Annotated in this window: 13 protein-coding genes; 1 reads left to right on the top strand and 12 read right to left on the bottom strand. The window is 64.2% G+C overall.

The genetic code is table 11. From position 1 onward, the window contains the following. From GQO94_RS00820 to GQO94_RS00830, 3 genes are all read right to left on the bottom strand, one after another. Nucleotides 1-960: a hypothetical protein gene (locus GQO94_RS00820; protein ID WP_156839246.1), complete on the bottom strand. Its 960-nt coding sequence runs from the start codon at nucleotides 958-960 to the stop codon at nucleotides 1-3. A gap of 39 nt (nucleotides 961-999) precedes the next feature. Next, the gene (locus tag GQO94_RS00825; RefSeq protein WP_232332701.1) at nucleotides 1,000-2,178 is read right to left on the bottom strand and encodes a hypothetical protein; all 1,179 of its coding nucleotides are present in this window, start codon (nucleotides 2,176-2,178) and stop codon (nucleotides 1,000-1,002) included. 96 nt (nucleotides 2,179-2,274) lie between these two features. Beyond that, a complete protein-coding gene (locus GQO94_RS00830; RefSeq protein WP_156839248.1) occupies nucleotides 2,275-2,577 on the bottom strand; it encodes an Hpt domain-containing protein in 303 nt (100 codons plus the stop codon). A 135-nt stretch (nucleotides 2,578-2,712) separates the two neighbouring features. Between GQO94_RS00830 and GQO94_RS00835 the strand changes: the two genes are divergently transcribed. Beyond that, complete coding sequence (locus tag GQO94_RS00835; protein WP_232332702.1) at nucleotides 2,713-5,370, top strand: ATPase; 2,658 nt, start codon at nucleotides 2,713-2,715, stop codon at nucleotides 5,368-5,370. Between the two features lie 20 nt (nucleotides 5,371-5,390). Here GQO94_RS00835 and GQO94_RS00840 read toward each other — a convergent pair whose 3' ends face one another. Genes GQO94_RS00840 through GQO94_RS00880 form a run of 9 tightly spaced genes read right to left on the bottom strand, consistent with a single transcriptional unit; the run spans nucleotide 5,391 to nucleotide 14,914 of the window. After that, nucleotides 5,391-5,681, bottom strand: coding sequence for a DUF1467 family protein (locus GQO94_RS00840; protein ID WP_156839250.1), 291 nt, complete (start codon nucleotides 5,679-5,681; stop codon nucleotides 5,391-5,393). Nucleotides 5,682-5,685: 4 nt separating this feature from the next. Further along, on the bottom strand, nucleotides 5,686-7,317 hold the full coding sequence (locus GQO94_RS00845) for a ribonuclease J (protein ID WP_156839251.1): 1,632 nt from the start codon (nucleotides 7,315-7,317) through the stop codon (nucleotides 5,686-5,688). Further along, nucleotides 7,314-8,090, bottom strand: coding sequence for a type III pantothenate kinase (locus tag GQO94_RS00850; RefSeq protein ID WP_156839252.1), 777 nt, complete (start codon nucleotides 8,088-8,090; stop codon nucleotides 7,314-7,316). Before GQO94_RS00850 ends, GQO94_RS00845 begins: the two co-directional genes overlap by 4 nt. A 10-nt stretch (nucleotides 8,091-8,100) precedes the next feature. Continuing rightward, on the bottom strand, nucleotides 8,101-8,826 hold the full coding sequence (locus GQO94_RS00855; RefSeq protein ID WP_156839253.1) for a biotin--[acetyl-CoA-carboxylase] ligase: 726 nt from the start codon (nucleotides 8,824-8,826) through the stop codon (nucleotides 8,101-8,103). Further along, entirely contained in the window at nucleotides 8,823-10,286 is a 1,464-nt protein-coding gene (nuoN, locus tag GQO94_RS00860; RefSeq protein WP_156839254.1) for an NADH-quinone oxidoreductase subunit NuoN, read from the bottom strand. Before nuoN ends, GQO94_RS00855 begins: the two co-directional genes overlap by 4 nt. Continuing rightward, entirely contained in the window at nucleotides 10,286-11,848 is a 1,563-nt protein-coding gene (locus GQO94_RS00865) for an NADH-quinone oxidoreductase subunit M (protein ID WP_156839255.1), read from the bottom strand. The genes nuoN and GQO94_RS00865 overlap by 1 nt, the downstream gene beginning before the upstream one ends. Further along, nucleotides 11,848-13,938, bottom strand: a complete 2,091-nt coding sequence (nuoL, locus tag GQO94_RS00870) for an NADH-quinone oxidoreductase subunit L (protein ID WP_156839256.1) — start codon at nucleotides 13,936-13,938, stop codon at nucleotides 11,848-11,850. Before nuoL ends, GQO94_RS00865 begins: the two co-directional genes overlap by 1 nt. Nucleotides 13,939-13,944: 6 nt before the next feature. Next, nucleotides 13,945-14,250: an NADH-quinone oxidoreductase subunit NuoK gene (nuoK, locus tag GQO94_RS00875; protein ID WP_156839257.1), complete on the bottom strand. Its 306-nt coding sequence runs from the start codon at nucleotides 14,248-14,250 to the stop codon at nucleotides 13,945-13,947. Between the two features lie 46 nt (nucleotides 14,251-14,296). Beyond that, nucleotides 14,297-14,914 (bottom strand): NADH-quinone oxidoreductase subunit J, encoded by a 618-nt coding sequence (locus tag GQO94_RS00880; protein WP_156839258.1) that lies wholly within the window; start codon nucleotides 14,912-14,914, stop codon nucleotides 14,297-14,299. Nucleotides 14,915-14,926 lie beyond the last annotated feature (12 nt).

The raw sequence follows: 14,926 nt of genomic DNA on the forward strand, positions 1-14,926 counted from the left end.
TCAGGTCGCCATCAGCGGGCCGGAGGAAAGAATTGCGGCGGCCTCATCCTTGTCGAGCGCGTCGAAACCGCGCGGCAGCGTGACTTGCGGGTGCAGCGCGAAGAACTGTTCTTCTACCGCCGACGGTGTGAGGCCTGCGCTGCGGAGCAGCAAGGCTAGGCGCGAAAGTTGCGACTCGTGCGTGGCGAGGATCGCCGTGTCGCGCCGCTGCCCGCCAAGCAGACCAAGCGCCGTAACGAACAGGGATACGCCCGCCTCGGTTACCGCGAGGGCCGAGGTTGCCTGCTCGCCCATCGAGTGCACGAGCCGCGCCAGCAGTCCGATCCGACTTTGCCCCTCGTCGTAGCCAGCGCGCAAGCTACGCTCGGCCACTACGACGTGTTCGCCGGTTTTCGTGTCCGCCCCTTGTGCGGAGCGAAACGCGATGAGCGCGGCGTGGAACTCGTCACCCGGCAATTCTGCGAGGCTCAATCGCATCCGGCGCTGCGCCTGGTTGAAGCGCGCCTGAGCCGCGAGCACTTGCATGGCGAGGGCCTGAGTCCCGGCATCCGGGGACGCGATCAGGGATTGCAACAGCGGCGGCAACACCGGATCGAGCGAAAGGCGCGTCTGGAGCCGCGCGCCGAGCTGCGCCTCGATGGCCAGCGCGTGGACGTGGCCCAGCAGCAGGGGATTGTCGATCAGCGCATGGAACACCGCGTCGATCGGCGCAGATTCGCCGTTCTCGCCGCGATCGCCCGAAACTTGCGAAAGCGATTCGGTCAATTGCGTCGCCAGGTCGGTCATCATGCCGCGAATGCGGGCGATGATCTCGTCGCTGAAGACGGAATTGTCGTCGTTGGTGATGAGATGCCGGAGAATAGGCAGGATCGTTCCGGCCATGGCATCGCCCCGAGCGAGTTCGGCTCGCATGACGTGCTCGATGCCTCGGGCTTCGATTTCAGGGACGGGACGCTCCATGATGATCCGACGAGTACCCCTGATACGGTTAAATCGGCGTTAGCCGTGCAGCCTTGGCGGAATCAGAAGTCCCGCCACGACCAGCACAACACACAGCACTTGAATCACGGGCGCTATGATCCCGGCTGCCGCCGCAAGGCATAGCACCAGTGCCAGCGAGGCGCGATCACCGAGTAAGGCCGCCGAGCGCCCGACGAATAAGCGTCGCACGAGATAGAGCAACAGGACCAGAAGCAGTGGTGCGAACAGCGCGTTGACCGCAGTTCCATAAGCCTGCTCGCGCCAGGTGGCGACCATCAGGGCGATGAGCACGAGGTCGATCAGCCACGCCAGCACTTCGGATCGGGTGATCGCCGGGCCACTGATGCCGATCGCATCGCGTTCGGCCGCGCGAACCAGTCCGCTGCCCCGCCCCACCAGCCAGGCCAGACCGGCCGCCACGAAGCTCGCCGCAAAAATGCCGAACCAGGCAAGACCACCCGCCATCATCAACAGCGCGAGCGCGGCCAGCGACAAGAGATTGCTACTGCTGCCCGTATTGAGAAGCGAGGGGCCGAACGCACTCACGCCGAAGCGGACAAGCGCCTCACCGGGAGACGGGCCGCGCGCATCGCCCAGTCGGCTGCGCAGCCATTGCCTCTCATGGGCGTGCGCCTGCGACTCGCTGCGGATCATCGTCCAACGGTTCGCGGCCCGATCGGCGGCCGGCACTTCGCGGATCGGGATGCCGGACTGAAGAGCGATTCGCGTGAGCGACGAGGTCGTCTCGCAGTCGGCCCCCAATTCGTGAAGCTGGTCGACGAGGCGCCCCGGAATGCGCAGCGCGCCCGCCGAGGCGTTGTTGATGTCGAGCCGCTCGAACCCTGCCGCCAACGCGGCATCGACCGGTTGCACCAGCACTCCCGGTCCGCTGTCGAGTAACGGCACTGCGACGGCGACGTTCGCCAGCAGCCCTTCGGCGAAGACGAAGACGTCGTCGGTGGCCGTCACCAACGACGCCATCTGTTGCGGAGCGCTGACCTTGTGGAATTGAAGACCTGCGTCCTCGGCGGCGTGTTGCAGCGCGAGCATTTCGGGCCAAGGCGAACGAGCGATGCAGATGATGCGCTGGCACGACAGCGCCTGCGCCAACACCAGCTGATGGCGCGCGAGCGTGACTCCGGCGACGCGCAGGAAGGCACGCGGCTGAGTCGCGCCTGCTGCTGCTGGTTCTGTCATCGAAAATACGGCGATGCGCAAAAGCGCTTCTCCGGGCTGTTTTACGAGCCCCCGTCTAACCGCCGCGACCTCGACTTGCCAAGGAGCACCGACCGATCAATGATCGGAAAACTCCGAAAGCCATTGCGACAAGCGCCGCACGACCGTCGGTTCACCGGGCGCGGAGGTCAACGCGCTTTCGGCAAGCGCATCCAGCGGATCGACGTGAAAACTGGCTGCGAGGCCTTTCAATCGCATCGCGGCGACGGCCCAATTGGCATCGCACCGCGACCGCGAAAGCAAGTCGATCTGGCGGGCAACGCTGTCGAGAAAGGCTGTGCGCAGCTCGGCATGGAGCTGCGGATCATCGCCCGCGGCAGCCGCGAGGGTCATATCCAGAGCGCCTGCATCATGAGCCATCCCCAGCTCGTAGCGGGTCTTGGGTTAATCCGGGGTTTAACCGGACGAACGCTGTGGTATCTTGTTCCTACTATGGGGGAAACGCGCATCATCGCCTTTGGAGGCGGAAGTGACGAGGAACGGCCGCAGGACGCAGTGACGTCCGAGGACACCCTCGTGCTCGGCTCGGAACACGAAACCGGCGAAGTGCCGTGGCACGAAAGCGACGAGGAAGAGCTCGCGCAGGCGCCCGATCGCGTGGCGACGATCGCCCGCGTGGTCGCGATCGTGCTCGCGGTGGCATGGACGGGCTGGTTTGTGTGGGCGAATCTGCGCGCGCTGGACACGATGCCTGCGCCCGCAAGGCTGGCCGAACTGGTCACCCAGTGGTGCGTGCCAGTGCTTCTGATTGCCGTGCTCTGGCTGCTGACAATGCGCTCGAGCCATCGCGAGGCCACGCGGTTCGGCGGCGCGGCACGGCTGCTGTCCGACGAATCCGCGCGGCTCGAACTGCGGCTGAAAGCGGTCAACGGCGAACTCAGTCTCGCTCGCGAATTCATCAGCTCGCAATCGCGCGATCTCGAGACTCTCGGCCGGCTCGCCAGCGAACGCTTGAGCCAGAACGCCGGACGGCTCGAGGAACTGATCCAGGCCAATGGCTCGCGGCTCGACACCATCAGTTCGGTAAGCGGCGCCGCGCTGGAAAACATGGAAAAGCTGCGCGGCCAGCTTCCGGTCATCGCCAGCTCGGCCAAGGATGTCACCAACACGATCGCCGGAGCAGGCCATAAGGCGCAGGATCAGCTTGACGGCCTCATCGGCGGCCTCGACCGGCTGGAGCAGGCGGGATCGGCCAGCGAAACCAAGTTCGCGCTGCTACGCGAGCGGATCGAGGAAACCCTGTCCGCGCTCGACAAGCGATGCGATGAGATCGGCGACGCTGCCAGGGCCCGGTTCGATGCCCTCGATGCACGCGGCGACGATATGCGGCTCGCGCTGGATAAACACGAAGTCGAAGCTCTGGCTGCGATCCGCACCCGTGCCGACGCGTTGAAGGACGAGATCGAGGTCTCACGCCACCGGATCGAAGACAGCGAGGCGGAAAGCCTCGCATCGCTGCGCGCCCGGCTTTCCGCGCTGCGCGAAGAAGGCAGCAGCATTTCGCGCACGCTCGTCGCACAGCAGGACCGCGCGCTCGGCAGCTGGAAGGACGCTCTGGCTGAGATCGAGGCCGAGCGCGAACGGATAGACGGTCTGGTGCAGACCGCGAGCAGGACCTTCACGGGCGATTTTGCCGAAAGGCTCAATCATCTCGAAAAGGAGCTTCATGGGCTGGACGACGATCTCGACGACCGTCGGAAGACGTTCGATTCTTCGCGCCGCGATACGCTCGAAGGGCTCCGCGATATCCTCGCCAGGTTCGACGGCGAGCTGACCGAACGGCAGCGGGTGATGGCCGATGCGCTCGAAGCCCGGCGTCACCGGTTCGAGCGCGAGCTCAATGAGAGCCTGGCCAGAATCGAGGCGGCTCGCGCCGAATTCGACAATAGGTTCGATGAAACTCGCGATGCGCAGCTCGATCAGGTCGAGGATCTGGGCCGTCGGTCGAACGCCGTGAGCGAAACGATGACGCGCACGATCGGGCGGCTTCGCGAAGTCGTGGCGCACGCCAGCGACGCCGAAGACGTGCTCGCTCGCAGTCTCGATACGATCGCCGAACGCACCACCGCCAGTCGCGCCACGCTTGCCGCGACCGACAGCGAAATCGAGCGGCTGACCGATTCGAGCGTGCGGCTGCTGGAGCTGGTTCAGGCCAGCGCCAACAGCGCCAGCAAAGACCTCCCCGAAGCGGTTTCGATCAGCGAAGGCCGCCTCGCGCGGATCGTCGAAGCCGTGGCCCGCCTCGAAGACACGGTCTCACGCATCGGAGACGGGCACGAGCGCTTTGCCGGCGAAATCGATGCGACGTCGGGACGAATCGATGCGCTGGTCGCCAATCTCGATGCCAGTCACGAAACGCTGCTCGCTCGGGCCGGCGATCACAACGAGGTGATCGAGTCGCTCGACGACAGGATCGCGAACCTCGATGCCCGCACGCGCGAAGCCGCCGCCACGGCGCGGGACGAGTTGACCGGCGCCATCGCCGAACTCGACAATGCCGTGCAGGCCGTGGTCGCTTCGCTGGAAAGCGGGGCTACGCAGAAGGTCGCGAAGATCGCCGAGACTCTGGGGGAGACCACTTCGGCGGCGCTCGATCGAGCCGTGCGGCAAAGCGCGGCGGAAGCGACCGGACAGCTCGAACAGGCAGCGTACCATGCGTCCGGCGTCGGTCGGGAAGCCGCGATCCAGCTGCGCGATCAACTCGCCAAAGTGAACGAGCTGGTCGGAAACCTCGAGAACCGCGTCACGCACGCCCGCGAGCGCGCCGAGGAGCAAGTCGACAACGACTTCGCGCGGCGAGTGGCGCTGCTGACGGAATCGCTCAATTCCAACGCAATCGACATCGCCAAGGCGCTGTCTACCGATGTGTCGGACACGGCCTGGGCCGCCTACCTGCGAGGAGATCGCGGCATCTTCACGCGCCGTGCCGTGGCTCTGCTCGACGCGGGCGAAGTCCGCAAAGTCCAGCAGTCCTTCGAGAACGACGACGAGTTCCGTGGGCACGTCAACCGCTATATCCATGACTTCGAGGCGATCCTGCGACAGGTCCTGTCGACGCGCGACGGCAACGCCTTGGGCGTGACGCTGTTGTCCTCTGATATGGGCAAGCTCTACGTCGCGCTCGCCCAGGGAATCGAGCGGCTGCGCAACTGACGCCTCGCGGCAGGCACGGCTCAGGTCTTGTCGACGAACCCTGGCGGACGCCCGAAAAAGTTCAAGTCCGAGACCGATATCCAACCATAAAGGTAGTTCAGGTAGAACAACGCGAAGGCGATCGTGGCAACGATCGTGGCGCGCAGAAAAACCATCCGCGGCCGGAAATTGATCGGGGCGCTGTCGGCGTGACCCGGCCCCACCTTATAGTCCTGTTCCTGATCGGGCGTCCGCAGGCCGATCGGCAGCACCACGAACGCCGAGAACACCCAGATGAGCGCGTAGATGGCGATCACCGAGCTTAGTTCCATGAGCTTACTCCGCTTCGTCGAGACACAGGACGTGCACTTGCGGGCGCTTTCCCGTCCAGTGCGTTGCCGCCCGCCGCGTCGCGACTCTTACAGCTTCCATCAGGGCAGCGAAATCGGCACGTCGACTGCGTTCGATCGCCGCGGCAACGTCGTCGCTGGCAGCCTCGATGAAATCTTCGAGATCGTCCTCGAGCGGTAGTCCGCTGGCCCGAATTTCGACGGCACCCCCGCGGTCGAACGCCACAGAGACGAGACCATTGAAGGCCAGTCGGCGCCGGTGGACGATCGACTCGCCATTGGCCGGAACGATCTCCGTCCCATCCAGCACCAATCTTCCCGCCCGAACTTCGCCGAATTTGCCCGGCGCGCCCGGCGCAAGGCGGACGAGGTCGCCGTTCTTCTGGAACACGGCCTTGGGAATACCGCTGGCGATGCCCAGCGCGGCCTGTTCGCGCATGTGCCGGATTTCGCCGTGGACCGGGACGAGGATATCGGGCTTGATCCACGCGTAGAGCGCTTCGAGCTCGGGACGTCCGGGATGTCCGGAAACGTGGATCGGGCTCTGCCGGTCGGTGACCAGGCGAATGCCGTCATCGGCGAGTTGGTTCTGGATGCGACCGATGGCGATCTCGTTGCCCGGGATCTGCCGCGAGGAGAACAGCACGACGTCGCCTTCCTCGAGCTTGAGCTGATGACTGTTGTTGGCGATCCGGGCCAGAGCCGCGCGCGGCTCGCCCTGCCCGCCGGTCGCGACGATCATCACGCCGCCGCGGGGCAGCGACATCGCCGTGTCGAAGTCCACCGTCGCCGGGAAGTCCTTCAGATATCCGCTGGCCTGTGCGACATCGATGATCCGGTCGAGCGAGCGCCCGGCTACGCACAGCGTGCGGTTGGTGGCTTTGGCGACTTCGCCCAGCGTCTGCAACCGCGCGACGTTGGACGCGAACGTGGTCACCAGGACGCGTCGCCCGCGATGCTTCGCAACTTCGGCAAGCAGCCCTTCGAGGACTTCGCCTTCCGATCCCGATGCTTCGGGATTGAAGACATTCGTCGAATCGCAAACCAGCGCCAGCACGCCCTCTTCGCCGATCGCGCTCAGTTCCTTCGCAGTGGTCGGCGTTCCGACTTGCGGCGCATCGTCGAGCTTCCAGTCGCCGGTGTGGAAGATCCGGCCATAGGGCGTCTCGATCAGCAGCGCGTTGCCTTCTGCGATCGAGTGCGCCAGCGGGACGTAGCGCATCGCGAACGGGCCAAGTTCAAACGTCTCCAGATCGTCGACGACGATCAGTTCGACCGAATCGGCAATCCCCGCTTCCTCGAGCTTGGCGGCGACCAGGCGCGCGGTGAACGGCGTCGCGTAAAGCGGAACGTCGAGCTCTTCGGCGAAGTAGGGCACTGCGCCGATATGATCCTCGTGCGCGTGCGTAAGGACGATCCCGAGCAGGTCATCACGCCGCTCCTCGATGAAATCGAGATCGGCGAAAACCAGATCGACGCCGGGATATTCGTTGCCGCTGAACGTCATGCCCAGATCGACCATCAGCCACTTGCCGTCGCACCCGTAGAGGTTGACGTTCATGCCGATTTCGCCCGAGCCGCCGAGCGCGCAGAAAAGCAGTTCCTTGCCGGGTTTCACGAGGCGGCGCGCTCCGCAAGAACGGCGAGGCCTTCGAGCGTCAGATCCGGTTCCACAGCGTCGAACAAGTCGCCCACCTTATCGAACAGCACCGCGAGACCGCCGGTGGCGACGACTTTGGCCGGACGGCCGATCTGCGCCTTCATCCGCGTGATCAAGCCTTCGATCATCGCGACATAGCCCCAGAAGACGCCGATCAGCATCTGGTCTTCGGTATTACGCCCGATCACGCTCTTGCTCTGCGGCAGCTCGATCGCGATGCGCGGCAGCATCGCGGTGTTGCCGACCAGCGCATCGAGAGACAAGTTGATGCCTGGCGCGATGATCCCGCCCTTGTAGGCACCGTTGAAATCGACCGCATCGAACGTCGTGGCGGTGCCGAAGTCGACGATGATGAGGTCTCCTGTAAATTTTTCATGCGCTGCGACGGCGTTGACCGCGCGATCGGCACCCAGCGAGCGGGGCTCGTCGACATCGATGTCGATCGCATAGGCGGCATTCCCCTGCCCTGCGATGAGCGGTTCGATGCCGAAGTAGCTGCGCGACAGCACATCGAGGTTGTGCAGCGCGCGAGGCACTACGGTGGAGATGATGATCCGGTCGACGCGCGTGCGATCGATTCCGCGGATCTCGAGCAGTTGCAGCAGCCAGACGGCATATTCGTCGCCCGTCCGGCGCGGATCGGTGGCGATCCGCCAACGGGCCAGGATCTTGCCCGCTTCGAACAAAGCGAAGACGACGTTGGTGTTGCCGGCGTCGATGGCGAGTAGCATGATGGTCCCTCTACCCCGGTTGGCCAGAGCCAACGAGCGATACCTCGCCGGCGTGAATGGTGCGGATGCCGGCGTCAGTCTGCAACCGCAGATTGCCTGCCTCGTCGAGCCCGGCGAAGCGGCCGCTGATTTCGCCCTCGCCCGGCAGCCTGGTCTGCAAAGGCGTCCCCACAGGATGCGCAAGCGCCTCCCACCGGCGCAACAGCGGCGCCAGCCCGACGTTGCGCCAGCGCGTCAACTCCTGCGCGAAAGCGGCGGCGAGATCTTCCGCGAATGCGTTTCGGTCCGGTCCCTGATCGGAAATCTTGAGAGTGGCCGTCCGGCAATGCGCGACTTCGGGCGCGACCGCGAGATTGACGCCGAAGCCCGCGACCACACGATCGCCTTGCCGCTCGAGCAGAATACCAGCCAGCTTGCCGCCATCGAGCAGCAGGTCGTTCGGCCATTTGAGTTTCAGATCACTGCCATGAGGCGCGAGCACGCCCGCGGTCTCGTGCAATGCGACCCCGGCGACCAGCGCCAGTGTCGCCGGCTGCGGATCTCCCGATCGGAGGTCAATCGCCGTCGACCCCATGAAGTTGCCGTTACCGTCGAACCAGTCACGGCCCAGCCTTCCCCGACCTGCGCTTTGGCGGTCGGCAATCAGCCAATCGCCTTCCTCGAGCCGTTCGGCGGGCCCTGTTCGGGCCAGCAGATCGGCGTTGGTCGAACCCGTCTCGGCGACGACGACAATCAAGCGGGGAGGAACAGGGCTGTCGCAGCGGTGTCGGCAAGAGCACCGATCCACTTCGTCAGCAGGTAGCCGAACGGCGAGATGATCAGCGTCGTCACCACGAGGATGAGCTTGTGCGCCCAATCGCTGTGTCCGCGCACCGCATCGACAGGCTCGTCGAAGTACATGATCTTGACGATCTTGAGATAGTAAAACGCGCCGATCACGGAGGCCGCGATGCCGATTGCGGCAAGCGCGATCATATCTGCCTCGACCGCGGCGCGGAACACCACGAACTTGCCCCAGAAGCCGAACAGCGGCGGGATACCGGCAAGGCTGAACATGATCATCGCCAGCGCGGCCGCCAGGCCGGGGCGCGTGCGCGATAGGCCGGCGATCTGCGCGATCTTCTCGATCGGCTCGCCGTCTTCGCCCTTCATCATCAGGATCGCGACGAAACCGCCCAGCGACATCGCGACGTAGATCGCGAGATAGACGAGCATCGCCGAGGCGCCTGCGACAGTCGCGGCCGCAAGCCCGATCAGCATGAAGCCGACGTTGTTGATCGAGGAATACGCCATCAGTCGCTTGATGTTGCTCTGGCCGATCGCGCCCAGCGCGCCGACCACGATCGAAGCGAGCGCGGCGAAGATCACGATCTGACGCCAGGCATCGGCCTGCGAACCAAAAGCGTCGATCGCGACGCGCATCGTCAGCGACAGCGCCGCGACCTTGGGCGCCGTGGCGAAGAACGTCGTGACCGGCGTCGGCGCGCCTTCGTAAACGTCGGGCGTCCACATGTGGAACGGCACCGCACTGATCTTGAAGGCAAGGCCCGCAAGCATGAAGACGATACCGAACAAGGCACCGTTCGAGAGGCCGCCCGCTATGGAGGCGTTGATTCCGGCGAAAGCGGTCGTGCCGGTGAAGCCGTATGTCAGGCTCATGCCGAACAGCAGGATGCCCGAAGCCAGCGCGCCGAGAACGAAATACTTGAGGCCCGCCTCGGCCGAACGATTGTCCGGGCGCAGGAACGCGGCGAGCACGTAGGCGGCAAGGGAGTTGAGTTCGAGACCGATATAGAGCGTGATGAGATCGGTCGCCGAAACCATGATACCCATGCCCAGCGCGGCGAAGAGCACGAGGATCGGATACTCGGCCCGCATCGCGTTCCAGCGGTCGAAGAACTGCGGTGCGATCATCAGCGAGGCCGCCGCCGCCAGATAGATCAGCAGCTTGGCGAAACTGGCGAAAGCATCGGCGCGGTACTGGCCGAGAAACGCGACCGTGTCCGGCCCCATCGCGCCGTTGCACAGCGCGGGCGCGACCAGGAAGCTGACGCCGACGAGCGCGGCGACCGCGGCGATGCTGATCGCGCGCGAAGCCCTGTCCCCGGCCCAGGCGGCGACGAGCAACAGCACGAGGCCGACAACGCTAAGCGTTTCTTCGGGTGCAATCAGTTTGAGGGAGTGAGAGAAATCCATCAGTGCGCTCCCCCGGGCGCTGCGGGCGTCGGGCCATGGCCCTCTTCCGATACGGTATGAACGGCAGCCTGCGGCTTGCCGGCAGTCGGGCGGGCATCGCCTTGCGGCGCGGCGTGCGCGAGCCGTGCGTCGAGCGCCTGAATATCGGCGCGCATCGGCGCAAGGAAGCTCTCAGGGTAAATACCCATCCACAGCACCGCGAGCGCCAGTGGGATCATCATCGCGTATTCACGCATGGTCAGGTCGCCCATCGCCGCGGCATCGGCGTTTACCTGCTCTCCGAACGCGACGCGGCGGTAGAGGTAAAGCATGTAAGCCGCACCGAGGATGATGCCGGTGGTGCAGATCAGCGCCACCCAGCTCGACACCTGATAGATACCGGCAAGGCTGAGGAACTCGGCCACGAAGCCCGAGGTCCCCGGCAGGCCGATCGAGGCCATGGTGAACAGCAGGAAGAACAGGGCATAGCGCGGCATGTTGATCGAGAGGCCGCCGTAGCGGCTGATCTCGCGCGTGTGCAGCCGATCGTAGATCACGCCGACGGCCAGAAACAGCGCACCCGAAACCAGACCGTGGCTCAGCATCATGATCATCGAGCCTTCGAGGCCCTGCGGATTGAACGCGAAGAGGCCGACGGTCACGATCGCCATGTGCGCAACCGAGGAATAGGCGATCAGCTTTTTCATGTCGTGCTGCACCAACGCGATCAGCGAGGTCACGACCACCGCGATCATGGAGAGCCAGTAGACCAACCAGGCGAACTGCGCGGACGCTTCGGGGAACATAGGCAGGCTGAAGCGGATGAAGCCATAGCCGCCCATCTTGAGCAGGACGCCCGCGAGGATAACCGAACCCGCCGTCGGCGCCTGGACGTGCGCGTCGGGCAGCCAAGTGTGCACCGGCCACATCGGCATCTTCACCGCGAAGCTGGCGAAGAAGGCCAGCCACAGCCAGGTCTGCGCGGCGGGCGCAAAGTCCGTAACCATCAGCGTCGGAATGTCGGTTGTGCCCGCCTCGTTCACCATCCACAGCATCGCGATCAGCATCAGCACCGAACCGAGCAGCGTGTAGAGGAAGAACTTGTAGCTGGCGTAGATGCGGTTGTCCCCGCCCCAGATGCCGATGATGAGGTACATCGGGATCAGGCCGGCTTCGAAGAAGATGTAGAACAGGAACAAGTCCTGCGCCGCGAAAACGCCGATCATCAGCATTTCCATCAGCAGGAACGCGGCCATGTATTCGCCGACGCGCTTGGTGACCGAGATCCAGCTCGCGCCGATGCAGATCGGCATGAGGAAAACGGACAGCACGATCAGCATCAGGGCGATACCGTCGATGCCGAGCGCGTAGGAGAAGCCAGCGAACAGCTCGGTGCGTTCCGTGAACTGCCACTGCGCGCCGCCGATGTCGTAATTCGCCCAGAGGATCACGCCGAGCACGAAGTCGATCAGCGTCGCCACCAGCGCGACCGTGCGGGCCGGCTTCGCATCGAGGAACAGGCAGGCGATCGCACCGACCAACGGCACGAGCAGCATCAGGCTGAGGATCGGAAAACCACCCATCACTTGATCACCCAGCTGACCGCCGCGACAAGTCCGAGCAGCATGACCAGCGCATAACTATACAGATACCCCGATTGCACCTTGTGGGCGTACGTCGAGCCCTTGGCGACGACCCAGGCGGCCCCATCGGGACCGAACCGGTTGATCGTGCCCTCATCGCCCTGCTTCCAGAACACCTTGCCGAGCCAGAACGCCGGCACGACGAAGGCGTAGTGGTAGAGTTCGTCGAACATCCACTTGCGGTAGACGAAAGTGTAGATCGGGCCGAGCTGCCGGGCGACCGAAGCCGGGAAGTCGGTGTTGCGAATGTAGCCGTACCAGGCAAGCACGAAGCCGATCGCCATGACCGTGAACGGCGACCATTTCACCCAGGTCGGCACTTCGTGCATCGCGTGGATCAGGTGCTCATGGAAGACCAGCGCGCCCTTCCAGAATTCGCCTGTGCCTTCGCTGACGAACTGGTGATGGAACACAAGGCCCGCGAACACGGCACCCAGAGACAGCACCAGCAGCGGAATCAGCATGACCAGCGGGCTCTCATGCGGGTGATAACCGCCCGTACCTTCGTGCGCATCGGCAGCGTGCGCCGAGTGCGCGACATCGTGACCGGCATCTTCCTGCGCGGGAGCATTTTCGGCCTCGTGGCCATGACCGTGCGTGTCGTGCGCATCATGGCCATGGGCATCGTGAAGAGCGTGCTGGATATGCTCCGAAGCGGCCCAGCGCGGCTTTCCGAAGAACGTCAGGAAAACGAGGCGCCAGGAATAGAAGCTCGTCATCAGCGCAGCGAGGATGCCCATCCAGAAGGCGAACTGACCCGACTGCGTGCCCGCGCCGAACGCTGCCTCGAGAATCGCGTCCTTCGAGTAGAAGCCGGCAAACCCCACGAAACCTGCGATTCCAACGCCAGTGATGGCCAGCGTGCCCGCCGTCATCGTCCAGAAGGTGATCGGGATCTGCTTCCGCAGCGCGCCGTAGTACCGCATGTCCTGCTCGTGGTGCATCGAATGGATGACCGAGCCGGCACCGAGAAACAGCAGCGCCTTGAAGAAGGCGTGCGTGAATAAGTGGAACATCGCCGCGCCATAAGCGCCAACGCCTGCGGCAAAGAACATGTAGCCGAGCTGCGAGCAAGTCGAATAGGCGATGACGCGCTTGATGTCCCACTGCGTCGTGCCGATCGTGGCGGCGAAGAAGCAGGTCGCGGCGCCGATCACAGTGACGAATGTCGACGCGGCGGGGCTGGCCTCGAACATGGGCGAGAGGCGGCAGACCATGAAGACGCCGGCAGTGACCATGGTCGCGGCGTGAATCAGTGCCGAAACCGGGGTCGGGCCCTCCATCGCATCGGGCAACCAGGTGTGCAGGCCGAGCTGCGCCGACTTGCCCATCGCGCCGATGAACAGGAGGATGCACAGCACCGTCATCGTATCGAGGCGGTAGCCAAGGAAACCGATGGTCGATCCGGCCATGCCCGGAGCTGCGGCAAGGATCTCCGGGATCGAAGTTGTGCCGAACACCAGGTACGTGCCGAAGATGCCGAGCATGAAGCCCAGGTCGCCCACGCGGTTTACCACGAAGGCCTTGATCGCGGCGGCGCAGGCCGAAGGCTTGCGGAACCAGAAGCCGATCAGAAGGTACGAGGCGAGACCCACGCCTTCCCAACCGAAAAACATCTGCACGAGATTGTTCGCGGTCACCAGCATCAGCATCGCGAAGGTGAACAGCGAGAGGTAGGCGAAGAACCGCGGCTGGTCCGGGTCCTCGTCCATGTAACCCCAGGAATAGAGGTGCACGAGCGCCGAGACCGTAGTGATGACCACGAGCATGACGGCCGTGAGCGTATCGACACGCAGCGCCCAGTCGAAGCTCATCGCGCCGGACTCTACCCACTTCAGCACGTGCACGACGGTGGCTTCACCGCCCCCGGCGACGAAGCTCAGGAAGATCGGCCAGGACAGCGCGCATGAGACGAACAGCGCGCCCGTGGTCACGATCTTGGCGGGAAACGCGCCAAGCTGCTTGTTGCCAAAGCCGGCGATGATCGCGGCCAGCAGCGGCAGGAATACGATGATGAGGATGGATTGCACCGGTGGTTACCCCCTCATCCGGTTCACGTCGTCGACCGCGATGGTGCCGCGGCCACGGAAATAGATGACGAGGATCGCCAGCCCGATTGCCGCTTCACCCGCCGCGACGGTCAGCACGAACATCGCGAAAATCTGCCCGGTCAGGTCCTGCAGGAAGGCGCTGAAGGCGACCAGATTGATGTTTACCGCGAGCAGGATCAGCTCGATCGCCATCAGAATGATGATGATGTTCTTGCGGTTCAGAAAGATGCCCAGCACGCCCAGCACGAACAGGATCGAGCTGACGACGACATAATGTTCGATGCCGATCATGCGCCCAAAGCTCCCATGATCCGCTCATCGTAAGCGTGTCGAAGGATCACAGCGAAACCCCCTTGCCGATCTCCGGCTTGACGTTGACGGTCGCCTCGTCGGGACGACGCGCGATCTGCTTGGCGATGTTCTGGCCGCGCACGTCGGTCCGCGGGCGGTGCGTGAGCACGATCGCGCCCACCATGGCGACAAGCAGGATGATGCCCGCCGCTTCGAACAGGAACAGGTAGCGACCGTACATCAGCGCGCCGATCGCCTCGATGTTGCTCTCTCCCACGGGCGCCATTGCGGTCCCGTCAGGCACGCCCAGTTCGAGTGCCCCAGCGCGGTAGGCGCCGATGCCGAGCACCAGTTCGGCCAGCAGCACCAGCGCAAGCGCCATGCCGAGCGGGAAGTTCTTGATGAACCCCGCGCGCAGCTCCGCGAAATCAATGTCGAGCATCATCACGACGAACAGGAACAATACCGCAACCGCGCCCACGTAAACGATGACGAGCAGCATCGCGATGAATTCCGCGCCGACCAGGACCATCAGGCCCGCCGCGTTGAAGAACGCGAGGATCAGCCAGAGCACCGAGTGCACCGGGTTGCGCGCCATGATCGTGATCGCGCCGGACGCGATGGTGAACACGGCAAAAAGGTAGAATGCAAATGTCTGGATCATGGTGGCCCTGTC

The sequence above is a fragment of the Novosphingobium aquimarinum genome, from assembly GCF_009746585.1.
GTDB lineage: Bacteria > Pseudomonadota > Alphaproteobacteria > Sphingomonadales > Sphingomonadaceae > Novosphingobium > Novosphingobium aquimarinum.